Source organism: Flavobacterium sp. IMCC34518 (assembly GCF_027111095.2).
Classification (GTDB): domain Bacteria; phylum Bacteroidota; class Bacteroidia; order Flavobacteriales; family Flavobacteriaceae; genus Flavobacterium; species Flavobacterium praedii.
On sequence record NZ_CP114284.2, the window covers coordinates 2056022 to 2081649 of the forward strand.

General features: G+C 36.8%; 13 protein-coding genes. 12 read left to right on the forward strand and 1 reads right to left on the reverse strand.

Features of this window, described 5'->3' with window-relative positions; genetic code table 11:
- Positions 1-294 precede the first annotated feature (294 nt).
- Entirely contained in the window at positions 295-1014 is a 720-nt protein-coding gene (locus OZP06_RS08775; protein WP_281238224.1) for an NUDIX domain-containing protein, read from the reverse strand.
- Between the two features lie 391 nt (positions 1015-1405).
- Between OZP06_RS08775 and OZP06_RS08780 the strand changes: the two genes are divergently transcribed.
- From OZP06_RS08780 to OZP06_RS08835, 12 genes are all read left to right on the forward strand, one after another.
- Entirely contained in the window at positions 1406-2899 is a 1494-nt protein-coding gene (locus tag OZP06_RS08780) for an FGGY family carbohydrate kinase (RefSeq protein ID WP_281324497.1), read from the forward strand.
- Between the two features lie 2 nt (positions 2900-2901).
- Complete coding sequence (gene xylA / locus OZP06_RS08785; protein ID WP_269224581.1) at positions 2902-4227, forward strand: xylose isomerase; 1326 nt, start codon at positions 2902-2904, stop codon at positions 4225-4227.
- Between the two features lie 48 nt (positions 4228-4275).
- Complete coding sequence (locus OZP06_RS08790; RefSeq protein WP_269221529.1) at positions 4276-7404, forward strand: TonB-dependent receptor; 3129 nt, start codon at positions 4276-4278, stop codon at positions 7402-7404.
- A gap of 11 nt (positions 7405-7415) precedes the next feature.
- On the forward strand, positions 7416-8993 hold the full coding sequence (locus OZP06_RS08795) for a RagB/SusD family nutrient uptake outer membrane protein (protein ID WP_269221530.1): 1578 nt from the start codon (positions 7416-7418) through the stop codon (positions 8991-8993).
- 22 nt (positions 8994-9015) lie between these two features.
- A complete protein-coding gene (locus OZP06_RS08800) occupies positions 9016-10434 on the forward strand; it encodes a hypothetical protein (protein WP_281324498.1) in 1419 nt (472 codons plus the stop codon).
- A gap of 236 nt (positions 10435-10670) precedes the next feature.
- A complete protein-coding gene (locus OZP06_RS08805; RefSeq protein ID WP_269221533.1) occupies positions 10671-13157 on the forward strand; it encodes a glycoside hydrolase family 2 TIM barrel-domain containing protein in 2487 nt (828 codons plus the stop codon).
- Positions 13158-13188: 31 nt separating this feature from the next.
- Complete coding sequence (locus OZP06_RS08810; protein WP_281324499.1) at positions 13189-15588, forward strand: alpha-xylosidase; 2400 nt, start codon at positions 13189-13191, stop codon at positions 15586-15588.
- A 172-nt stretch (positions 15589-15760) separates the two neighbouring features.
- Entirely contained in the window at positions 15761-17764 is a 2004-nt protein-coding gene (locus tag OZP06_RS08815) for a glycoside hydrolase family 97 protein (RefSeq protein ID WP_269221534.1), read from the forward strand.
- Positions 17765-17994: 230 nt separating this feature from the next.
- The gene (locus OZP06_RS08820; RefSeq protein WP_269221535.1) at positions 17995-20160 is read left to right on the forward strand and encodes a glycoside hydrolase family 3 C-terminal domain-containing protein; all 2166 of its coding nucleotides are present in this window, start codon (positions 17995-17997) and stop codon (positions 20158-20160) included.
- 5 nt (positions 20161-20165) lie between these two features.
- Complete coding sequence (locus OZP06_RS08825) at positions 20166-21758, forward strand: glycoside hydrolase (protein WP_281324500.1); 1593 nt, start codon at positions 20166-20168, stop codon at positions 21756-21758.
- A 29-nt stretch (positions 21759-21787) separates the two neighbouring features.
- Positions 21788-24013 carry a glycoside hydrolase family 3 C-terminal domain-containing protein gene (locus OZP06_RS08830; protein WP_281324501.1) on the forward strand — a complete coding sequence of 742 codons (2226 nt, stop codon included), beginning with the start codon at positions 21788-21790 and terminating at the stop codon, positions 24011-24013.
- An 18-nt stretch (positions 24014-24031) separates the two neighbouring features.
- A complete protein-coding gene (locus OZP06_RS08835) occupies positions 24032-25525 on the forward strand; it encodes a cellulase family glycosylhydrolase (RefSeq protein ID WP_281324502.1) in 1494 nt (497 codons plus the stop codon).
- Positions 25526-25628: the final 103 nt, after the last annotated feature.

The window sequence follows — 25628 nt, forward strand, 5'->3', positions numbered from 1 at the left end:
AAAAATAGAGTACAATGAAATAATACTTTTGTGTTTTGAATTAAAAAAATGGGAGTAATACCAATACTCTTTATAAAATAGTTCAGACTTATTTTGTCATATCGAGCGTATTCGAGATGCTGTAATGATTCTCGACTGCGCTCGAACTGACAATTGTACTATTTTAGAAACAGTAATGGTATAAGCTATTGGTTTTGAAGAAGAATTCAGATGCAGCAGATTTCTAATGCGTAATTTGGGATTAGCTCCTACTAACTAGTGTATGGGTATAGACTTCAAATACTTTATAAAGGATTAGAACTCAAAATTAAACCCTTTTTGTGTTAACTTCTCGTAAATTTCTGGATCAAATTTGTACAACTGCGCTGCACGATGGGAAACATCTTGTTGCTTTTCATCTAATGGCACTAAAAGTTTCATGTGCAGGATCTTTCTACGGAAATTGGATTTGTCCATCTCTATTCCTAAGATTTCCTCGTAAAGTTGCATGAGTTGTAATAAAGTAAATTTTTCGGGCAACAAATTAAAACCGAGTGGTGCTTGACGTACCCTATTGCGAAGGTTTTTTATGCTATAAGCTAGAATTTCGTTATGATCATAGATTAAATTTGGAATTTCATTAATCTTATACCATTTGGCATCAGAAGCGGTAAAACCTGCTTTAATATTATAGTCTTCTCTTTTTACTAAGGCATAATAGCCAATGGTAATGACCCTTCTCAACGGGAAACGATCGGGTTCTCCAAAGGCTTTGAGTTGTTCGAGATAAATATTATCCATTCCGGTAAGCTCTGCTAACAAACGGTGTGCTGCATCATCTGTACTCTCTTTCTTTTTAATCCAACCCCCTGGTAATCCCCATTTTCCTTTACTAATACCTTCGGCGTGTTGTACCAAAAGTACTTCGAGTATTCCGTTGTCAAAACCAAAAATAACGCAGTCAATAGTAATGGCATTCATGGCAGATTGCTCCTGAATTTGTATTAAATCCCTATCGATAATTTTTTCCCCCATAGCCTTACAAAATTTAGTACTAAATTAATATTTTTTTAAAGAGTTATATCTCCTACACAAAATATTTTTTGTAAAATAATTGTGATTAAACCTTTTTTTGGCTCTAAATTTTTCAATGAATATTACTTTCCCAACTTAAAATAATTAAAGTACAGAAAGACAGTTAGTTGACAACTGTTTTTTGATTCAAAATCATCTAAAAATCTCTTTTTTGGATGCGATATCAATAAAAATAGAAACCTTTTTTTAGTAATAACAAATATTTAATCTCAATATTTTGTTAATACGAAAAATATGTTTTATACTTGTAGTCAAATTAACCATAACGTTATGGTTTGTTTGACCAAAAGTACGAAAAACAATAATAAGTCAATCATATAATAATAAGAACATGTATTTTTTAGGAATCGATTTAGGGAGTTCATCTATAAAATTATCCGTATTTGATGCAGATAAAGGAATTACAGTTGCCTCGGTAACCGTTCCTGAGTTTGAGATGGATATTGTGGCTCCTAAATTTGGCTGGGCAGAACAAGATCCCAATAAATGGTGGGAATATGTAAAAAATGGGGTTCAATTACTTGGATCCAAACAACATATCGATTTGAAAAAGATTGTTGGAATTGGGATTGCTTACCAAATGCACGGCTTGGTATTGACCGATGAAAATATAAATCCAGTTCGTTCCTCAATAATTTGGTGTGACAGTAGAGCCGCGAGTATTGGCAATGAAGTTTATGATCGAATGGGACACGAATCCTGTCAACAACAAATACTGGGAAGCCCTGGAAATTTTACGGCTTCTAAATTAAAATGGGTTCAGGCAAATGAACCAGAGATTTTTCAAAAAGCGGTTTACATGATGCTTCCAGGCGATTTTATAGCTGCAAGACTATCCGGGAAAGCACAAATAAGTACTTCGGGCTTATCGGAAGCCGCTTTATGGAATTTCTCAAAAGGCAAATTGGCAACCGAAGTATTGCAAGCTATGGGGTTACCTGTTGATAAAATCCCAGAAGTTGTTCCCAATTTTGGATATCAAGCAACGGTACATCCAGATGTGGCTGCTGAATTAGGATTAAGTTCTGATGTTAAAATTACCTATAGAGGCGGTGATCAGCCCAATAATGCCATGTCATTGAATGTTTTAAAACCCGGAGAGATTGCAACAACAGCAGGAACATCAGCTGTGGTTTATGCCGTAAGCAACCAAGATGTTTATGACAAAGAAAACCGAATCAATACCTTTTTGCATGTTAATAATACCGAAGCTCAAAAAAACAATGGCGTAATGCTTTGCATCAATGGTTCCGGAATTTTGTACCAATGGCTGCGTAAAATTATGTCGACTGACCGAAGTGGTTTAATCGCCTATGAAGCACTCAATACAGAAGCGGCCAAAGTAGCGGTAGGAAGTAATGGTTTGCGTTTTTATCCTTTTGGAAATGGGGTAGAGCGCATTTTTAATAATAAAAAGGTTGATGCCGGAATTCAAAATTTAAACTTTAATATTCATCAATCGGGACATTTGATTCGTTCTGCTTGCGAAGGAATTGTTTTTGCGATGAATTATGGTTTTGATGTTATGAAATCGGTAGGAGCATCTGGCGAAATTGTTCGTGCTGGAAATGCCAATCTTTTTTTGAGTCCTGTTTTTAGAGAAATCTTTACCAATACTACACAAACTACATTAGAATTATACAATACTTCTGGTTCTGAAGGGGCTGCACGTGGAGCCGCTTATGGATTTGGCTATTATGCTTCTTTGGATCAGGCATTTGAAGGGTTGAAATGTATAGAAAGAATAGAACCAAATCCTGTTTTGACTTCACAATATCAGGAAATATACCAAGAATGGAAAAATCATATTAAACTAGAATCATAATGATGAATACAACAACAACACAATCGTATTTTAAAAACATTGATACCATAAAATTTGAAGGTAGAGAAAGTACTAATCCTTTAGCTTTTAAATGGTATGATGAGAATCGCATAGTAGCTGGTAAAACGTTAAAAGAGCATTTGCGTTTTTCTATGGCGTACTGGCATACCTTATGTAACAAGGGAGGAGATCCTTTTGGAGCAGGAACCGAAACATTTGCTTGGGATAAAAGTGAGAATGTTATTCAACGTGCCAAAGACAAAATGGATGCCGCTTTTGAATTCATGAGCAAATTGGGAATCCCTTATTACTGCTTTCATGATATTGATATGGTAGATGAGGCGCCTACTTTGGAAGAATTTGAAACTCGTGTAAAAGCTTTGGTGGCTTACGCTAAAATCAAACAAGAAGAAACAGGAATTAAATTATTGTGGGGAACTTCAAACTTGTTTAGCAATCCGCGCTATATGAATGGTGCTTCAACCAATCCAAATTTTGATGTAGTGGCGTATGCAGCGGCTCAAGCCAAAATTGCTATTGATGCAACAATTGCTTTGGGAGGTGAAAATTATGTGTTCTGGGGTGGAAGAGAAGGATATATGAGCCTTTTGAACACCGATATGAAAAGAGAGTTGGAACACATGGCCCGTTTCTTGACCATTTGCAGAGACTATGCCCGAAAACAAGGTTTCAAAGGAACTTTTCTTATTGAGCCAAAACCAATGGAACCGATGAAGCATCAATATGATTTTGATGCGGCTACCACTTTAGGTTTTCTTCACAAACACGGACTTCAAGACGATTTTAAATTGAATTTGGAAGTGAATCATGCCACTCTTGCTGGACATTCTTTTGAACATGAATTACAAGTAGCTGTAGATGCAGGGATGTTAGGAAGTATTGATGCCAACCGTGGTGACTACCAAAATGGATGGGATACCGATCAATTTCCAGTTAATGTTTTTGAAATTACCCAATCCATGTTGGTAATCTTAGAAGGTGGAGGAATTAAAGGAGGCGGCATCAACTTTGACGCAAAAGTGAGAAGAAATTCAATCGATATCGAAGATAAATTCATAGCACACATTGCAGGAATGGATGTTTTTGCAAGAGGACTTATCTGTGCAGATGAAATTTTAAAAAAATCAAATTATAAAGAATTACGCCAAAAGCGTTACGGATCATTTGACGGGGAAAACGGAGCTAAGTATGAAAAAGGAGAACTATCTCTTGAAGATCTTAGTGTTATTGCTCGTGCAAAGGGAGAACCTCAACCAATAAGTGGAAAACAAGAATTATTTGAACAAATTATTTCCAATGCTTTTTAGAACCTATAGAATCATTACTAACTTAAATTAACCAATTCTTAAATTATTATGAAAAGAAAATATTGTACATCGACAATGCTTCCCTTTTGTATGTCGCTACTGTTCAGTGTGTTTATGCTGCAATCAGGTTTTGCACAACAGAAAACGCTTTCTGTTACCGGAAAGGTAACCTCTAAAAGTGATGGCTTGAGTATTCCAGGCGCAAACATTACTATAGAGGGAGGAGGCGCGAGTACATCAACGGATTTTGATGGAAGTTTTAAAATTAATGTCAAGTCAGATGATGTATTGAAAATTACTGTGGTAGGGTATAGAACCCAAAAAATTTCGGTAAACAATCAAACCATTATTAATGTTGCTTTGCAAACCGAGACTTCAGACCTTAAAGAGGTTGTGGTTATTGGGTATGGAACGCAGAAGAAAAAACTGGTAACAAATGCTGTTACTCAGGTTAGTGGAGATAATCTTGCTAAGACCAATACAACAAGCGCACTTCAGGGGCTTCAGGGTCAAGCTGCGGGACTTCAAATTACTTCTACTTCAGGGCAGCCAGGAGAAGGGTTGAATGTGGTTATTAGAGGAGTGGGTTCTACTGGAGGAAGTACTCCCCTTTATGTTGTAGATGGTATACTTACAGGTGATATCTCCTATTTGAGTAATTCAGATATTGAATCTATTTCTGTTTTAAAAGATGCTGCTTCTGCGGCTATTTATGGTTCTCAAGCTTCAAATGGAGTTATTTTGGTTACAACTAAAAAAGGAAAACGCGGTTCGGCTGCAAAAATCACTTTTGATCAATATTACGGTATTCAATCTGTGGCTAGAAAAGTTGATTTATTGGATGCAACAGAATATGCTACAATGTTAAACGAAGCTGCGGTAAATTCAGGTAAGAACCCTTATTTTACTAATGCTCAAATTGCCGCATTAGGAAAAGGAACAAACTGGATGGATAAAATGTTGGTTGATAATACAGCTACCAAAAATTTCGCATTCGGTGCTTCAGGTGGTTCAGATAATTCCGTTTATTCTACTTCATTGTCTTATTTAGGGCAAGAAGGAGTAATTGGAGGGTCTGCTTTATCAAACTATAACCGTTATAATTTTAGATTTAATTCTGAACATAAATTATATAAGGATGTTGTTACTTTAGGTGAAAATTTAAGTTTTGCTTATATTGATAAAAACGGTATTGGTGTTGGTAATCAATATAATAATTCTTTGCGAAGTTCTTTTCAAACTACTCCATTATTACCAATGTATGATGCAAACGGTAATTATTATGATACTACAAATAATACTGAGCCTTGGCTAACTGGAGTTGCAAATCCTTATGCAACAATGGTTTATAATAATCAAAATGAAAGCAATAACCAAAAATTATTAGGGAATGTTTATTTGCAGATTGAGCCAATAAAAAATTTAACATTTAAGACGACTTTAGGTCTTGATTATTATGCAGGTGAAGGTCATTCTTATTCTCCTGAATATCAATTATCAATTTATGCATTTAGTAAATTTGATAAAGTTACCCAAAGCATGAATAAGGGTAAAACGCTTACTTGGGATAATTTAGCAGCTTATAAATTTAAAGTTGCTGATGAACATCACTTTGAAACAATGTTAGGTACATCTTCTATTAATTATGATGGAACCTCTATGAGTATGACCAATGCAGATGCTGTTTATAGTGATTTAGATCATGCTTGGTTAGATAATACTACCAATAAAGATGGGGCTAAAATATCATTTAATGGTAAAAAAGAGGAAACGAAAAGAATGTCTTATTATGGAAGATTAAATTATGACTATAAAGAAACCTACTTGTTCAATGCAACTTTTAGAGCAGATGGATCTTCTGTTTTTTCAAAAGAAAATGCATGGGGTTATTTTCCATCAGCATCTGCTGGATGGGTTATGTCTAATGAAGAATTCCTGAAAGATTCAAAAGCAATAAACTTTCTTAAATTGAGAGCAAGCTGGGGACAAGTCGGAAATCAAAATGCACGAGCTTTTCAATATTTATCACCAATAAAAACAAATACTACCAATTATAATTTTGGTGATACTGAGGGGGTTCTTATACCTGGAGCTTATCCTAATAGATTATCAAATCCTGACTTGAAATGGGAAACTTCAGAACAAATAGATTTAGGTTTTGATGCTAAATTTTTAGACAATGCTTTAAGTGTTACTTTTGATGCCTATCAAAAAACCAATAAAGATTGGATTATTTTAGCACCAGTATTGGCTACTGCCGGTGCAGATGCACCCTATATTAATGGTGGAGATGTAGTTAATAAAGGTTTGGAATTGTCTTTACAATACCAAAATAAAATTGGAGAATTTAATTATAGTGTTAGTGCAAATGGTGCTTATAATGAAAATAAAGTGGGGCAAATACCTACTTCAGATGGAATTATCCATGGTTTAAGTAATGAACTTTATGATAATTCCGGTGAGTTTTATAGAGCAGAAAATGGAAAGCCATTAGGTTATTTTTGGGGATATAAAACAGGAGGAGTTTTTCAAAATCAAGCACAAATTGATAACTATAAATCAGCAAACGGGGTAGTTTTGCAACCAAGTGCAGCTCCTGGAGACCTTATTAAGGTGAATAGTAACGGAGATGATAAAATCGATGCTTCTGATAAAACTGAAATAGGAAAACCAAATCCAGATTTTACTTTTGGATTCACTTTATCGGCTAGTTATAAAGCTTTTGATTTTACTGCAATGGCAAATGGTGTAGCAGGCAACCAAATCGTACAATCGTATAGAAATCAATCAAGTGCTTACGGCAACTACACATCTGAAATATTGACTCGTTGGCATGGTGAGGGTTCTTCAAACTCAATGCCAAGAGTAACAGAAGACAATAGAAATTTTACAGATTTCACAGATTTATATGTTCATGATGGTGATTTTTTACGAATCAGTACCGTTACAATAGGCTTTGATTTTGCAAAAATGTATAAATCCAAACCCTTTTTTGCTAGCCAATTCAGACTTTACTTTTCAGCATTAAACCTTTACACTTTTACGAAGTATAATGGTATGGATCCTGAAATTGGATTTGGTTCTTCAAATGATGATCAAAAATTTTCATCAGGGGTTGATGTAGGATATTATCCAAGACCTAGAACATTCATGTTGGGATTAAATGTTAAACTTTAATAAATAAGAAAATGAAAAATACCTATTTATATATTTTCTGTTTGGGTTTATTGTCATTGGGCTCTTGTAGTTTAGAAACAGAACCGATAACGCAACAAACAGATACAAATTTTTACAAAACTACAGCTGATGCTAATTCTGCATTAGTAGGTTGTTATGATGGATTACAAGTTGCAACAGGAGCTAGTGGTGGTGTCGGTATTCCAGTTTTGAGTGAAGTGATGTCTGATGATTGTTTTGGAGGAACAGGTGCTTCGGATGGATACAATTATGCACTGATAGACGAATTTGACATTAGCCGTTCTCCTTCGGATGTAGATTTGCTTAATAATAATTGGATTTCATATTACAAAGCAATTTATCGTTGTAATGTTTTCTTGACGAAAATGGATCAAATCGATTGGAAAGGCGATACAGCTTTAAGAAATACGTATGAGTCTGAAACTAAATTTATCAGAGCTTATCTTTATTTTGAAATGGTACGTGTATGGGGTAATATCCCGTTATTAACGACTCCTTCATCTGAAAATATTCCGCAATCTGATCCAGAGGCGGTTTATAAAGTTATCGCTGAAGATTTAGTATTTGCTTCAAACAATTTGCCAGCGGTAGGGTATAGCGCTACTGTTAGTGGGCATGCTACTAAGTGGGCTGCAAAATCTTTATTAGGGCGCGTATTTTTATTTTATACAGGATATTATGGAAAAACTGACTTAGCAGGTGTTGTAACCAAAGCACAAGCTTTAGGTCATCTAGAGGACGTTATTACATCCAGCGGTCATGGTTTAGTTGATGATTTTTCTACATTATGGCCAGCATCTTCGGGTGTTAAGTATGCAGGAGAAAATAACAAAGAAACAGTATTTTCTATAAAATATACATACACTAGTGATTATAACGGAAATACTGATGGTAATGCCTGGATGGTAATGTTTGGAATGAGAGAGTTTTCTTCTTTTCCTTATGGTCATGGATGGGGAATTACTGTGAACTCAAAATTATGGAATACTTACAATGCCAATGATACAAGACGAGGTGCAACAGTTATTGGGGTGAATGAAGAAAATATTGTTTTTGATAAAATTAATAATCAAAGAGAATATACTGGGTATTATAACAAAAAATATTCTCCAATGATTAATGAAGCTGGAGTAGAACTTCCTATTGCTATGGGTAGTGCATTTTGGGATATCAGTCAATTCCAAGATTATACTGTAATGAGATTTGCTGATGTTTTGTTAATGGCTGCTGAATTAGGAAGCGGAAATGCTCAGGCCTATTTTGATCAAGTGAGACAAAGAGCCTATAAAGCTAGTTTTGTATCTCAAGCGGTAAGTCAAGATAATATAATGAAAGAGAGACATTTAGAATTTGCACTTGAAGGAATTAGATATTATGATTTATTGCGTCAAGGTATCGGAACAGCTTCTTCAACTATTGCAGAAACTACAAGCTTGCTAAGTGGTGGAGTTGCTACTGCCAAAACAATTTCAGCAGCTAAAATACAACAGACAAAAGGGCTACAACAAATCCCGAATACTCAAATCACATTGTCTGGAGGAGTTTTGAAACAAAATGCAGGTTGGTAATTTTAACTAAAAATTTAAAAAAATGAAAAAGACTAAATTATTAATTACATCATTTTTGATGTTAATGGTACTGTTTTTAGTACCATCTTGTTCGCCGGAAACCTATTCATTGGATGGTACGACTGATAAATCAGCTATAGATTTTGAGATTACTCAGGATCTAGTGGCAGATCCAGGAGGGAATACTGTAATAATGACTAATAAAACTCCAGGGGTTGTACTTACTTGGGATTATGTTACAGGAAAATCAAATAAAGCTAAAGATATTGTAAAGTATGCTTTTAAAGGTGATTATACCATAAAAATCACTGCAGTTACAGGTGGTGGTTTAGTTGAATTAGACCCAGTAACTATAACTGTTTCTAAAGATAATTTAAACTATGTAAACGATCCTCTTTGGAATTTACTTTCAGGGGGTGTTGGAAAGTCTAAAACTTGGGTTTTGGATTTAGATGAAAACGGTGTTTCGAAATTTTTTGCTGGACCAATGTTCTTTTATGGTACCGATAATGCATGGTTAGAAGGTGGTGACAAAGGATGTTATGGTGCTGATTGTTGGAATTGGAGTCCAGAATGGAAAGGAAACCAATGGATCGCAGCTAAAGGTAATTACGGAACTATGACATTTAGTTTAGATGGCGGTCCTTTTTTAACAACAGATCATAAAATGATACCAAGCTATGGACAAGAATCAGGAACGTACTATTTAGATGCTGATGCAAAAACCTTAACTACTTCTGGTGCTACTATTTTGCATACCAATGAATATGAAAATTGTGTAGATAATTGGCAATCAATGAAAATTATGTCAATAACTGCAAACACACTACAAGTTGGTGTTTTAAGAAAAGGCAGTTGTGATGGAGCAGCAACTTTGGTTTATAACTTTATATCAAAAGAATATAGTGACAATTGGGTACCAACAGCTGTGGCAGATCCAAATCCAAGTATTGATTTAAATGGAGGTACAGTTGATGATTTATTATCGACTACAACTACAACAACTAAAACATGGTCATTGAGTAAAGACACTCCTTTCAATTGGACAAGTTTAGATGGAACGTTCTTAAATAATTGGAATTCCGTTGCCGATTATGAAGCCGCAGGGTGGACAGGATACGTAGCTTCGGATCAGGCTACTGTTGTAAAAAATAAAATTTCATTTTCTAATGATGGTACCGTTAAAACAGTAACAAGTAATGGTGCTACAGCCTCGGGAACGTATACTACAAGTACTGATGGGACAAATGTTATTAGTTTTAATGCTATTACACCATCATTTCCAATTGGAAGTTCTTGGGCAACAGTTTCTACTACAGATAAAAACCAGTGGAAAATTGTAAAAACTGCAAAAACAGGAAATGTCGTTACTGATATCTGGTTTGGGAAGAGAGATCCAAACAAGAGTGAATATATGGTTTTCCATTTTGTTTTAAATTAGAGTTGAATTAAAGGTTAGTAACTTTTTTTTGGGTTTTGAAACGGGTAAGCACTTTCAAGAGTTTGGATTCATACACCAACTCTTGATGGCTATCCCAAAATTGAGGGAACTTGTTTTTAAAATGAAAAAAAAAGACTTTAAAAAAGTAATAATATAATGTATCGATAAGTAGTGTTATTTGCACACTTATCGATACATTTATACTACTTTAAACACTATTATAATTTTAAGAAAAAATGAAAAAAATAATCAATTTTATACAAGCGTTCGCATTCTTGGGAATTACAGTTCTGATGATGTCGTATACTGGAAAAGAGAAGGATAAGGTTTCCAATTCCAGAAAAGTGACATTCAATTCAGGTTGGAGTTTTCATTTGAACGACAGTATAAAAGACAAAGATACTATTAACAGCACTACAATTTGGAGAACATTAAACTTGCCACACGATTGGAGTATCGAAGGAAAGTTTGATGAAAAAAGTCCTGCAGGTTATGGTGGAGGTGCTCTTAACGGAGGCTTGGGATGGTACAAAAAAATATTTAAGATTGCTCTTGATAATAAGGAAAAAATTACATCAATCGTTTTTGATGGTGTGTATAGAAACAGTCAAGTCTGGATCAACGGACATTATCTTGGCAAACGCCCAAATGGCTATATTGGTTTTCAATACGACCTTTCTCCTTATTTGAATTACGGAGATGAAAACAATGAAATTATTGTCAAAGTTGACAATTCAAAACAGCCTAACTCTCGCTGGTATTCCGGTTCTGGAATATTCAGAAACGTATGGTTACAAACAACAGATAAATTACATATTGAACAATGGGGAACTTATATTACTACCCCAAAAGTAAGTTCAGAAAGTGCTTCGGTACATTTAGAAACTACTTTAAAAAATCAATATGCTGCTTCAAAAAGCGCAACTATTCTAACTACAATTTTTAAAAATGACACTAAAGTAACTTCGGTTACCCAAAATATAAGCATTGCTGCAAATGCAAATCAAAATCTAAGTCAAGATATCATTGTAAACAAACCAATTTTATGGTCTGATGAAAAACCGGAACTGTACACTGCTGTTACAACCATTAGTGTAGCGAACAAGATTATTGACGAATACAAATCTACTTTCGGAATTAGAGATTTCAAATTTGATCTCAACAAAGGATTTATTTTAAACGGAAAACAAGTCAAAATCAAAGGAGTTTGTATGCACCACGATTTAGGTCCATTGGGATCAGCCATTAATACAAGAGCTATTGAGCGCCAATTGGAAATTCTGAAAGGAATGGGTGTCAATGGTATTAGAACTTCTCATAATCCACCCGCTCCAGAGCTTTTGGATCTTTGCGATAAAATGGGTTTCATTGTTATGGACGAAGCATTTGATATGTGGAAAAAAGCCAAAACCAAATACGATTACAGTCTCGACTGGGATCAATGGCACGCCAAAGATCTGCAGGATCAAATCCTGAGAGACCGCAACCATCCAAGCATATTTATGTGGAGTATCGGAAACGAAATTCCAGAACAATGGAGCGATGAAGGTCCTGAAATTGCCAAAGAATTATCGGCAATCGTAAAAAAACTAGATACCACACGTTTGGTTACTGCTGCAATGAATCCTGCAGTTAATATGAATATTGACGACGTAACGCTACAATTTGAAAAGTCTAAAACTTATTTCAACAAATTAGCCACTTCTGGAGCTTTGGATATTATTGGTTACAATTATGCCCATCAAACTTTTGAACACCATCAAAAAAACTTTCCAAACACTCCATTTATTGCAACCGAAACGACTTCGGCTCTAGAAACGCGCGGCTATTATGATGCTGTTTCGGATGTTGTTAAGAAATGGCCAGTAAGATGGGACCTTAAATTTACCGATGGAAATCCAGGCAATACAGTATCTGCTTACGATCAAGTTCAGGCGCCTTGGGGTTCAACTCACGAAGCGACTTGGAAAGTGATGAAAAAATACGATTTCCTTGCAGGAATGTACATCTGGACCGGTTTCGATTATATTGGAGAACCAACTCCTTATGAATGGCCGTCTATCAGTTCGTATTTTGGGATTGTGGATTTAGCCGGTTTCCCAAAAGACGTTTATTATATGTACCAAAGCGAATGGACAGATAAAACAGTTCTGCATCTTTTCCCGCATTGGAACTGGACAGCAGGGAAAGATGTTGATGTTTGGGCTTACTATAACAATGCCGATGAGGTTGAGCTTTTTCTTAACGGAAAATCAGTTGGGGTTCGCAGCAAAAAAGGAGACGATTTACACGTAATGTGGAGAATTCCTTTTCAAGCAGGAACATTAAAAGCGATCTCTCGAAAAAATGGTAAAACAGTTTTAGAAACCGAAATCAAAACAGCCGGAACAGCAACAAATTTAAAATTGTCTGCAGACAGACCAACCATCAAAGCAGACGGAAACGATTTGTCTTTTGTAACGGTTGATATTACCGATGCAAGTGGTGTGCTTTCGCCAAATGCCAATAACGAAATCGAATTTTCTTTGAAAGGAAACGGAAAAATTGTAGGTGTTTGTAGCGGAGATCCGGTTAGTCATGAATCCTATAAAGGAACAAAACATACTGCTCTTAACGGAAAATGTTTAGTGGTAATTCAGTCCGGCACTAAAGCCGAAAAACTTGAATTAACGGCTACCGCCAATGGTTTGAAAGCAGCTACAATTACAATTTCAGCAGAATAAAACACAAATAAATAATATTAAAAAGAACACAATGAAAAAAATAAAGATAGCTTCCCTGTCTCTATTCATGGGTTTTGGTTTACTGGTTTCGCCAAAAGCGTCAGCACAAATCCAAAATGCAGAGGTGCTTAACGCACCAATGGATATCAGCAAAGATTTTCAGAATTATCTAAACACGTTTTATTTTGCTGATGAGTTAACCAGTTTTGACCCTGCAACAGGAAAAGGGACAATAAAATATTTGCGTTACAATTACCAAACACGTCAGGCCTTCAACAATATGATGATGAAGCCGGGTGTTGTTCCTGCTAATGAATTTCCAACGACGGAGTATGCAGTTTCTCCTGAATTGCCTTTCCAAATTCAGTTTGTGTCGGATCGAACCATTCGTATCAAAACGACTTCTGGACCACAATTTCATCCAGAAAAAGAGTCTTTAATGCTGGTTGATGGAGTCGCTCCAAATCACCCAGAATTATGGAAATCTTCTAAAATTGACGGCGGTTATAAATACACAAGCAAACATGGTTCTATTGAAATTTTGTCAAAACCTTGGCACGTAAAAATTTATGACGAAAAAGGAAAGCTGCTAACAAGCACGCTTCACGATTCTGATTTTAAAAACACGTATACGCCAACACTTCCGTTCTCGTTTGTTCGCAGAAACAGTGATTATTCCAGAAGTATGGGAGCCGCTTTTAGCTTAGAGCCTGACGAAAAAATATTTGGTTGTGGAGAATCTTTCACACAATTCAACAAACGTGGACAAAAAGTAGTTTTATGGACGGATGATGCCAACGGTATTCAAAACGAAACCATGTACAAACCGGTTCCGTTTTATATGAGCAGTCGTGGTTATGGAGTTTTCATGCACCATTCAACTCCTATTACAGTTGACTTCGGAAGATATTTTAATAGTGCCAATGAAATGTACATTGGTGATGATGAAGCCGATTTGTTTTTCTTCATCGGAGAACCAAAAGAAATATTAGATGAATATACCAACCTTACCGGAAAAGCTGCAATGCCACCGCTTTGGTCATTTGGTTTTTGGATGAGTCGTATCACTTATTTCTCTGAAAAAGAAGGACGTCAAGTTGCCAAAGATTTACGTGCCTATAAAATCCCAACCGATGTAATTCACTTTGATACAGGTTGGTTTGATGTTGATTGGAGAAACAATTACGAATTTTCAAAAGACCGTTTTCCGGATGCAGTAAAAATGATGTCGGATATGAAAGATGACGGTTTCCATGTATGTTTATGGCAATTACCATATTTCTCTCCAAAAAATACCTTGTTCAATGAAATTATGGATAAAGGTCTTGCCGTAAGAGATCGCAAAGGAAACTTGCCTTATGAAGATGCAGTTTTGGACTTTTCTAATCCTGCAACCGTGACTTGGTACCAAGCCAAATTAAAACATTTATTTGACCAAGGGGTTTCTGTTTTTAAAGTGGATTTTGGAGAAGCTGCACCGCCAGACGGAATCTATAATTCAGGACGTACTGGTTTCTACGAGCACAATTTATACCCTTTGCGTTACAACAAAGCCGTTGCCGAAATTACTCAAAAAGAAAAAGGATATACTTTAATCTGGGCTAGAAGCACTTGGGCAGGAAGCCAACGTTACCCATTGCACTGGGGTGGTGATGCCGAAACAAGTAATGGCGCCATGTCAGCCGAATTGAGAGGCGGACTTTCATTGGGACTTTGTGGATTCAGTTTCTGGAGTCACGATGTGGGAGGTTTTGCTACTAAATCACCTGAAAATTTATACCGCAGATGGGCGCCATTCGGAATGTTAACCTCTCATGTAAGAAGCCATGGTGAGCCTCCGCGCGAACCTTGGTTGTACAGCAAAGATTTCTTGGAAGGATTTAGAAACGCCGATAATATGCGTTACGAATTAATGCCATACATCTATGCGCAAGCCAAAGAAAGTTCTCAAAAAGGATTGCCGATGATGCGTGCCTTGTTCCTTGAATATCCAAATGACGCAGGAGCTTGGTTGGTAGACAATGAATACTTGTTTGGATCCAGTATGTTAGTGGCTCCTTTATTCGAAGAAGTAACAGAAAGAGACGTCTATCTTCCAGCAGGAACTTGGATTGATTACCAAACCAAACAAGTATACCAAGGCGGATGGCATAAAATCAAAGCGGGTGCTATTCCAATTGTAGTTTTGGTTAGAGACGGTTCTGCGATTCCTCATATTGGGTTGGCACAATCTACCAAAGATATGGATTGGAGCAAATTAACCTTAAAAGTATATGCAACAGACGCTACGACTACAGCATCTGCCAAAGTATTCTTGCCAGGGACAGATGCGGTACAAACAATAACCGTTTCCAAAAAAGGAAACAATTTTGAAACAACATCAAATCCATTAACTGGAAAAACCACTTTCAAAACCGAGTGGGTAAAATAAATGAGTTGAGTTAGTTTTAAATCGGGGAACGGAGGATTGCTTTATTCCCCGATTTATAAAAAAATTACCAATAATACCAACATTATGAAATCGTCATGACAGAAGTTGTCGTAAAAGCAAATGAAAGGTCTGACGATTCCATATTCCAATAAAAAACAAATATTATCTACATATGATAAAGAAATTAATACTTCCAGTTCTATTACTATCCATCAGTATAGGAAATGCTCAAGGCAAAAAAACGAAATCCTATGAATTGGCTTCTCCAGGAGGTCAAAACAAGATAAAATTCGAACTAGTAAACAATGCACCAAAATATGGGGTGTCACACGGGAAAACCGAAGTGATAGCACCTTCGGATATGGGATTTTTGCTAAAAAACAATGAAAATTTCAGTTCTAATTTCGAAATAACAAACGTAAAAAATTCCACTTTCGACGAAACTTGGGAACAGGTTTGGGGAGAAAAGAAAAACATCAGAAACCACTACAATCAGTTAGTGGTTCAATTGCAACAAAAAGACAAAAACAAACGCAAACTAGAAATTCAATTCCGTGCTTACGATGACGGAATTGCTTTTAGATATGTGTATCCAAAACAAGAAACGAAAGACAGTATTTTTATCATGGATGAAAAAACGACTTTCAACCTGAAAGAAGATGGTAAAGCATGGTGGATTCCTGCTTACAAAGAAAATCGTTATGAGTATTTGTATCAAAATTCAAGTATAAATGCCATCGATACTGTGCATACACCATTGACAATTGAAAGCAAAAACGGATTGAAACTAAGTTTTCACGAAGCAAATCTAATTGATTATGCGAGTACAACTTTAGTAAATACCACGGGGACACAATTAAAAACCGACTTAGTGCCTTGGGCTGATGGCGTGAAAGTAAGAGTAAAAGACACCTTCACTTCTTCTTGGAGAACTATTCAAATAGCTGAAAAGTCAGGAGACTTAATCGACTCTTATTTGATATTAAATCTAAACGAGCCTAACAAAATGGGTAATCCATCGTATGTGAAACCATATAAATACTTCGGAATTTGGTGGGCTATGCACATTGGAAAATACACTTTTTGGGAAGGAGATAAACAAGGAGCAACTACTGCTCATGCAAAAGAATATATTGATTTTACCGCCAAAGAAGGTTTACATCACTTATTGATTGAAGGCTGGAACAAAGGTTGGACGCAACAATGGTATGAAAACCACATGCACATGTTCAGCTTCACACAATGCGCTGATAATTTCGACATTGAAAAAGTCGTAGAATACGGAAAAGAAAAAGGAGTAGAGCTTATCGGATACCATGAAACAGGTTCGAATTTGATTAACTATATGAAACAAATCGATGCTGGTTTTGCCTTATACAAAAAATTAGGAATCCACACCGTAAAAATTGGTCACGTAGGTTCCAAATTAAACATGAAAGAATGGCATCACGGACAATTTGGAGTAAATTATTTCAGATACGTTTTGCAAAAAGCAGCCGAATATGATTTAGCTGTATTCTATCATGAACCAATCAAAGACACTGGAGAACGCAGAACTTACCCAAATATGTTAGCAAGAGAAGCGGCACGTGGTCAGGAATACAACGCTTGGAGCGAAGGAAATCCACCAAGTCATGTTGTGATTTTGCCTTTTACAAGAATGCTGTCTGGACCAATGGAATATACGCCTGGTGTTTTGGATGTTGAAATCAAACAAGGTTATCCTGGAAAAAGAATTCACGGGACAACGGCGCAGCAATTAGCAATGTATGTAACGTTTTATTCGCCAATTCAAATGTTAGCCGACCTCCCTGAAAATTATGCAGTGCCAGGGTATCAATTCCTAAAAGACGTTCCAACAGATTGGGAAACCACAAAAGTCTTGAATGGAGAAATCGGACAATACATTTCTACAGCTCGTAAAGACAGAAACAGTGAAGATTGGTATATGGGAAGTATCACCAATGAAAAAGCTAGAGATTTAGACATTCCATTGACATTTTTAGATTCCAAATCGACTTACGAAGCACAGATTTATGCAGATGCCGAAGGTACAGATGAAACACACAATCCGTCGGCAGTTGCCATTTCCAAAAAAACAGTAAAAGCTTCAGATGTATTGAAATTGCATTTGGGAGGAGCTGGAGGAACAGCAATCCGATTTAAAAAATTATAAAAAATACTTTGGGCGTGTTCGCTGAAAAAGCGAACCGGGCTATCCGTTGCAATCTTTTTTTATCCCGCAAAAAGGCGGGATAAAAAAAGGATTTCCACTGCTATCCCTCACGCAAATTCAGCATTAATCAAGAAGTTTTGTGTTTTTCATTTACTTTCCTAAGAGGTTTTTTTTAACCTGTTAGGTATTCTTAGATATTTTATGGAAACGGTTTTTAACCAATAATTAAAATGAAAAAGTATATCCTATATTTTATTCTTCTACTGTCGACTGTACCCATTTTGGCACAAAAACAACAGCAATACCCTTTTCAAAATCCAAATTTGGAAATCGAAAAGCGTATTGATAATCTATTGTCATTAATGACTTTGGAAGAAAAAGTAGCGGTATTAAGCACCAATCCTTCCGTTTCCAGATTAGGAGTTGTCGGTACAGGTCATGTCGAAGGATTACACGGATTGGCACTAGGCGGACCAGGCGAATGGGGAGGAAAAGGCAAAAATTCAGTTACCACCACCACTTTCCCGCAAGCCTATGGTTTGGGAGAAACTTGGGATGTCGATTTGCTTCAAAAAGTGGCAAATGTTGAAGGGTATGAAGCACGTTACGCTTTTCAGAAATACCATCGAGGAGGATTAGTCGTTCGGGCACCAAATGCCGATATCGCCAGAGACCCACGTTGGGGACGTACCGAGGAAAGTTATGGAGAAGATGCTTTTTTTAACGGAATGATGACCGTTGCTTTCGTAAAAGGATTGCAAGGAAACAATCCAAAATACTGGCAAACGGCTTCGTTGATGAAACACTTTTTGGCCAACAGCAATGAAGATGGAAGAACGTATACGTCATCCGATTTTGATGAGCGTCTTTGGAGAGAATATTACTCCGTTCCTTTCAGGATGGGAATTGTAGAAGGTGGTTCAAGAGCCTATATGGCATCTTACAATAAAGTAAACGGAATCCCAGCGATGGTGCACCCGATGCTGAAAGATATCACTCAAAAAGAATGGGGACAAAACGGAATTATCTGCACCGACGGTGGTGGTTTCAAGTTGTTACTTTCGGATCATAAATATTATGCCGATTCATATCTCGGAGCAGCCGCAGCTGTAAAAGCTGGAATCAATCAGTTTTTGGATGATTATAAAGAAGGTGTTGATGGTGCCATTGCGAAAGGTTATCTCAAAGAGAATGATATAGACGAAGTCATCAGAGGTGATTTTCGGGTGATGATAAAACTGGGAATGTTGGATTCGACAGATGCCAATCCGTATGCGAAAATTGGAACAGGAAGAGACACAATCGATCCTTGGAAATCTGATGCTCATAAAAAGTTAGCACTGGAAGCAACCGTGAAATCAATTGTTTTATTGAAGAATGATCCAGCCAAACAGTTGTTGCCTTTGCAAAAAGAAAAACTAAAAACTGTTGCTGTAATCGGAGCGCATGCAGACGAAGTGCTTTTGGATTGGTACAGCGGAACACCTTCTTATATGATTACTCCTTTGCAGGGAATTAAAAACAAATTGGGCGCAAACGTCGAAATTTTATACGCCAAAAACAATGCCGACGGAAAAGCGGCCACAATCGCCAAAAAAGCGGATGTAGTTATTGTTATTGTCGGGAATCATCCAGTTTGCAATGCTGGTTGGAACGATTGTCCAATTCCGAGCGAAGGCAAAGAATCCGTAGATCGTCAGTCTTTGACATTGGAACAAGAAGATTTAATTAAGATTGCATATCAAGCCAATCCGAATACGGTGGTAGCCTTAATAAGCAGTTTTCCGTACGCGATTAATTGGACACAAGAACACATTCCAGCAATTGTGCACATGACGCAAAATAGTCAGGAATTAGGAACAGCTCTTGCCGATGTATTGTTCGGAGATTACAATCCAGCGGGAAGATTGACGCAAACTTGGGTCAAGGACATCACCGATTTACCTGATTTATTAGATTACAACATCCGCAACGGAAGAACGTACATGTATTTTCAAGGTAAACCGCTGTATGCTTTTGGTCACGGGTTGAGTTACACGAGTTTTGCGTACAATTCAATAACCACAAACAAGGAAACTTTAGAAAAAGACGCAGCCTTAACAGTTTCAGTTTCGGTTACCAATACCGGAAAACGAGACGGGGAGGAAGTCGTTCAATTGTATGTGAAATCAATCGACTCGGCGATTCCGCAACCGATAAAAGCATTAAAATCGTTTCAAAGAATATTTTTAAAGGCAGGAGAAACCAAAACGGTTGTTCTGATTTTAAAAGCCAAAAATTTAGAATATTGGAATACAACAAAACAACAATTTGAACTCGAAAAAGGACAAATTGAAATACAGGTTGGAAGCGCTTCGGATGCAATTCTGCTGACCAAAAAAATAACGGTGAAATAATTACAATGAAGAAATATTTATTAATACCAATTATTCTGTTATCACTAACCAATATAGCATTGTTTGGACAAGATACGAATAGAAAAAAATCAGTTGCTGCAGATCGAATTATAAAAGTCGATTATAATAAATCGGCGGGAAAATTGAATACCATGTTCAAGGAATGTATTGGAGCAGGCAGAGCCAATGAAGGATTACGTGCTGATTGGCAACAACAATTGGCTTTGGCAAAAAAAGAATGCGATTTCAAATACATCAGGATGCACGGTTTATTGACTGATGATATGGCTGTTTACAAAGAAGATAATAAAGGAAATCCGGAATACAATTACCAATATGTTGATGCCTTATACGATTTTCTTTTGAGCATCAAAATGAAACCTTTTGTAGAATTAGGGTTTATGCCATCAGCTTTGGCTAGCGGAACTCAAACCATTTTTTGGTGGAAAGGAAACGTAACTCCTCCAAAAGATTATAAAAAATGGGAAGACTTAATTCGCAACTTAACTCAGCATTTTACCGAACGTTATGGTGCGGATGAAGTGAAGACTTGGTATTTCGAGGTTTGGAATGAACCCAACTTATCGCCAGGTTTTTGGACGGGTACTCAAGAGGAATATTTCAAATTATACGACTATACAGCTAGAGCCATCAAAAGCGTAAATCCAGCTTATAAAGTTGGAGGTCCTGCTACAGCCGGAGCGGCTTGGGTTCCAGAAACTATTGAATTTTGTACCAATAATAATGTGCCTTTAGATTTTATCTCTACACACGCTTATGGAGTGGGTCAAGGTTTTTTAGATGAATTTGGAGGTTCTGGAACGGTTTTGAGTAAAGATGCGTCGAGTGTGAGTGGAGAAGTAATTAATTCTCGTCAGCAAATTTCGAATTCGGCTATGCCAAAATTGGAATTGCATTATACCGAATGGAGTTCATCCTACACTCCAGCAGACCCGATTCACGATAGTTATCATTCAGCAGCCTATATTCTTCAAAAACTGAAACAAGTTGGGAATGCAGCAAACTCGATGTCGTATTGGGTTTTCACGGATATTTTTGAAGAGCCTGGGCCAAGATTCACCCCTTTTCACGGAGGTTTCGGATTGTTGAATACGCAAGGAATTAAGAAGCCAGCCTATTTTTCGTATTCTTTTTTAAACAAATTGGGAGAGACAGAACTTCAAAATACCGACACTTCCTCTTGGGCAACCAAAAATGAAAAAGGAGATGTACAATTGTTGTTTTGGGACTTTACCTATACTTTGACAGAGTCCACAAACAATCAGCAATATTATATAAAAGATTTACCCGCCAAATCAAAAGGTATTGTAAAAATTGAAGTGGCAGGTTTGCAAAAAGGAAAATACACTTTAGAAATATATAAAGTAGGGTATAAAGTCAATGACGTATTCACCGATTATTTAGGAATGAACAAACCAAAGCAGTTGACACTACAACAAGTCAATACCCTTAAACAAAAAAACAACGGTACACCGATTGCAACCGAAAAAGTAACTATTGACTCCAAAGGAATCTATAGCAAGGATTTCAAGATTAATGAAAATGATGTGCTGTTGCTCAATTTTATAAAGCAATAAATAAAAAAATAAGACCTAAAAAAACTAGTATGAAAAAGAAAATAATCTCCCTATCCATTTTTTCGATGTTATTGTTTACTGGATATAATGCAAATTCCCAAACGGTTAAAAATAAAAAAGCTACTGCTGTAAAATCGTTGGGTTCTGAATTTGACGCGAAAATTGACCAATTAATTGCTCAAATGACGCTTGAGGAAAAAATAGGCATGCTGCATGGTAATAGTATGTTTGCCAATGGAGGTGTAAAACGCTTGGGCATTCCAGAGTTAAAAATGGCCGATGGTCCTCTTGGTGTTCGGGAAGAAATATCTCGTGACAGTTGGGCACCCGCAGGATTGACAAATGATTTTGCGACGTATTATCCAGCTACTGGAGCTTTGGCGGCTACTTGGAACGCCGATTTGGCACATTTATTTGGAAATAGTGTTGGAGAAGAATTGCGTGCTCGAGACAAAGATATGCTGCTTTCGCCAGCGATTAATATTGTAAGAACACCACTGGGAGGCAGAACTTACGAGTATATGTCTGAAGATCCTTTTTTAAACAGAAAAATAGCGGTGCCACTAATTGTTGGTTTACAAGACAAAGATGTTATGGCTTGTGTCAAACATTTTGCCGCCAATAACCAAGAAACCAATCGTGATTTTGTAGATGTTCAAATGGACGAACGTACCCTGCGTGAAATTTATTTGCCAGCATTTAAAGCGGCTGTAACTGAGTCAAAATCGTATAGTATAATGGGAGCGTATAACAAATTTAGAGGCGAATATTTATGTGAGAACGATTATATGTTGAACAAAATTTTGCGTGACGAATGGGGATTCAAAGGAGTGGTTGTTTCAGATTGGGCTGCGGTGCATTCCACAGTAAAATCTTTAAAAAGCGGTTTGGATATCGAAATGGGAACACCTACCACAAAGTTCAACGAATTTTTCTTGGCCGACAGACTAATTGCAGCTGCCAAAGCTGGAGAAATTTCAGAAGCAGAAATTAATATACATGTTAAAAGAATATTGAATGTCTTATTTCAAGTAAAAGCAATGGGCGGTCAAAACCGTGTGAAAGGTAGTATTGCAACCGAAGTGCATTATCAAGATGCTTATAAAATCGCATCAGAGTCAGTGGTCTTATTGAAAAATGAGAACAACGCATTGCCTTTGCAACTAAATGGTGTAAAATCTATTGCTGTAATTGGGAATAATGCAACAAAGAAAAATGCTTTGGGCGGATTTGGCGCCGGCGTAAAAACCAAAAGAGAGGTTACACCTTTGGAAGGGTTGAAAAACAGATTGCCAGCTTCTATCAAAATCAATTATGCCGAAGGGTATTTGGAGCGTTATGAAGAAAAAAAGATTGGCAAATTAGGTGATATTACGATGAATGGTCCTGTGACAATTGATCAATTGGATCCAGCTAAATTAGAAGAAGCGATTGAAGCGGCCAAAAACTCTGATGTTGCTATCGTTTTTGCAGGTTCCAATCGTGATTATGAAACGGAAGCATCTGATCGTAGAAACTTGAAATTGCCTTTTGGACAAGAAGAATTGATTCAAAAAGTATTGGCAGTAAACCCAAAAACCATTGTGGTTATGGTTGGTGGAGCTCCTTTTGATATTGAAGCAATAAAAAACAAAACGAATGCATTGGTTTGGAGTTGGTTCAACGGTTCTGAGGGTGGAAATGCCTTGGCAGATGTGCTGTTAGGAAAAGTAAATCCATCGGGAAAATTACCTTGGACAATGCCAAAAAATATTATGGATTCACCTGCACACGCTACAAACAGTTTTCCTGGAGATAAAACTGTAAACTATGCTGAAGGAATTTTGGTAGGCTACCGTTGGTTTGACACCAAAAACATTGAACCTCTTTATCCTTTTGGATATGGATTGTCCTACACCACTTTTGCTTTCGATACTGCCAAAACGGATAAAAAAGAATACACAACCGATGAAACAATTACAGTTACAGTAACCATTAAAAATACTGGAAAAGTAGATGGAAAAGAAGTGGTGCAATTGTATTCCTCTAAAACAGATTCAAAAATTGAACGTGCATCTCAAGAACTGAAAGGCTTCCAAAAAGTGTTGGTTGGGGCAGGAAAATCTGCAACAATAACAATTCAAGTTCCAGTAAAAGAGTTGGCTTATTATAATGTGGAATCCAAAAAATGGACGGTTGAACCAGGGAGTTATACCTTGAAATTAGGAAGTTCATCCCGTGATATTAAAAAAGAAGTTGTAGTAATTATTAAATAATATTTTAAAACAGTAAAAATGAGAAAAATTATAATTGGCGCTATTTTATGCGTTGCTTTTTTTGGACTTTGTGCTTGTAGTTCAGATTCGGGTGCAGAGCCAGTACAACCTGCTGCAATAACACTTACAGTAGATATTTCTAAGATAGATTTTGTAGCTAAAGGAAATGTTGCCAGTGTTATTGTTACAACGGATGCTAAAACATGGGATATTGCTTCAAGTGCTGATTGGGTTCAATTGAGTAAAACTTCAGGAACAAAAGGGACTAGTTTAGTATCAATTACTGCTTTAGAAAACACAACTACAGTTGCAAGAACTGCTATAGTTACTATAAGTTCTGGCGAAGCGGCATCAGTACAAATTTCAGTTTCACAGGTTGCAGGAACTGGTGTCGTGGTGGGTTTATATCCTAGCTACAATACTAATCCAATTGCGGATGATGCAACAGGAATGGGAAGCACAGCTGTAGCACTGGCAGCCAAAATGAAATTGGGATGGAATATAGGAAACACTTTGGAAGCTACTCCTGGAAGTGAAACCGCTTGGGGAAATCCAAAAGTTACCAAAGCATTGATTGACTTGGTTAAGGCAAATGGATTCAATGCTATTAGAATACCTTGTTCCTGGAATCAGTATGCGAATGCTAAAACGGCGCAAATCAATGCAACATGGTTAGCCAGAGTAAAAGAAGTAGTGCAATACTGTGTCGATAATGATATGTATGTCATCGTAAATATTCACTGGGATGGTGGATGGCTAGAAGAAAATTGTACCGAAGCCAAAAAAGTAGAAAACAATGCCAAACAAAAAGCGTTTTGGGAACAAATAGCTACACAGTTACGCGGTTTTGATGAGCATTTGCTTTTTGCCAGTGCAAACGAACCCAAAGTTGAAGATGCTACTCAAATGGCAGTTTTAATGTCCTATCATCAAACGTTTATTGATGCGGTACGTTCTACAGGAGGAAAAAATGCGTATCGTACCTTGATTGTTCAAGGCCCTGCTACTGATATTGATAAAACCAATAAGTTGATGACTACTTTGCCAACAGATAAGGTGGCCAATCGCATGATGGCCGAAATTCATTTTTATCCTTATCAATTTACTCTGATGACCAAGGATGAAACATGGGGTAAAATGTTTTACTATTGGGGGGCAGCAAATCATTCATCCACAGACACAGATCATAATCCAACTTGGGGCGAAGAAGCGGATATAGATAAATTTTTCTTGTCGATGAAAACGAAATTTGTCGATAAAGGAATTCCCGTTGTACTTGGAGAATTTGGAGCGATCAGACGTGATTTAACGGGTGATGCATTGACTTTACATCTTAAATCAAGAGCCGATTTTCTGAAATATGTAGTAAAACAGGCAAAAGCTAATGGCCTGCTCCCTTTTTATTGGGATGCTGGATTCATGGGAGTAAACACTATGACTTTATTTAATAGAACCAATAATACGGTTTATGATCAGCAAGCATTAACCGCTTTGCAGGATGGATTGAAGTAGATGATAAACAGTTTGAACAAAAATATAGTAACCGCAAGGATAGCAAAGAAGCGCAAAGTTCGCAAAGCTTAGCGAACTTTGCTGTTACTTTTTGTCGCTGATT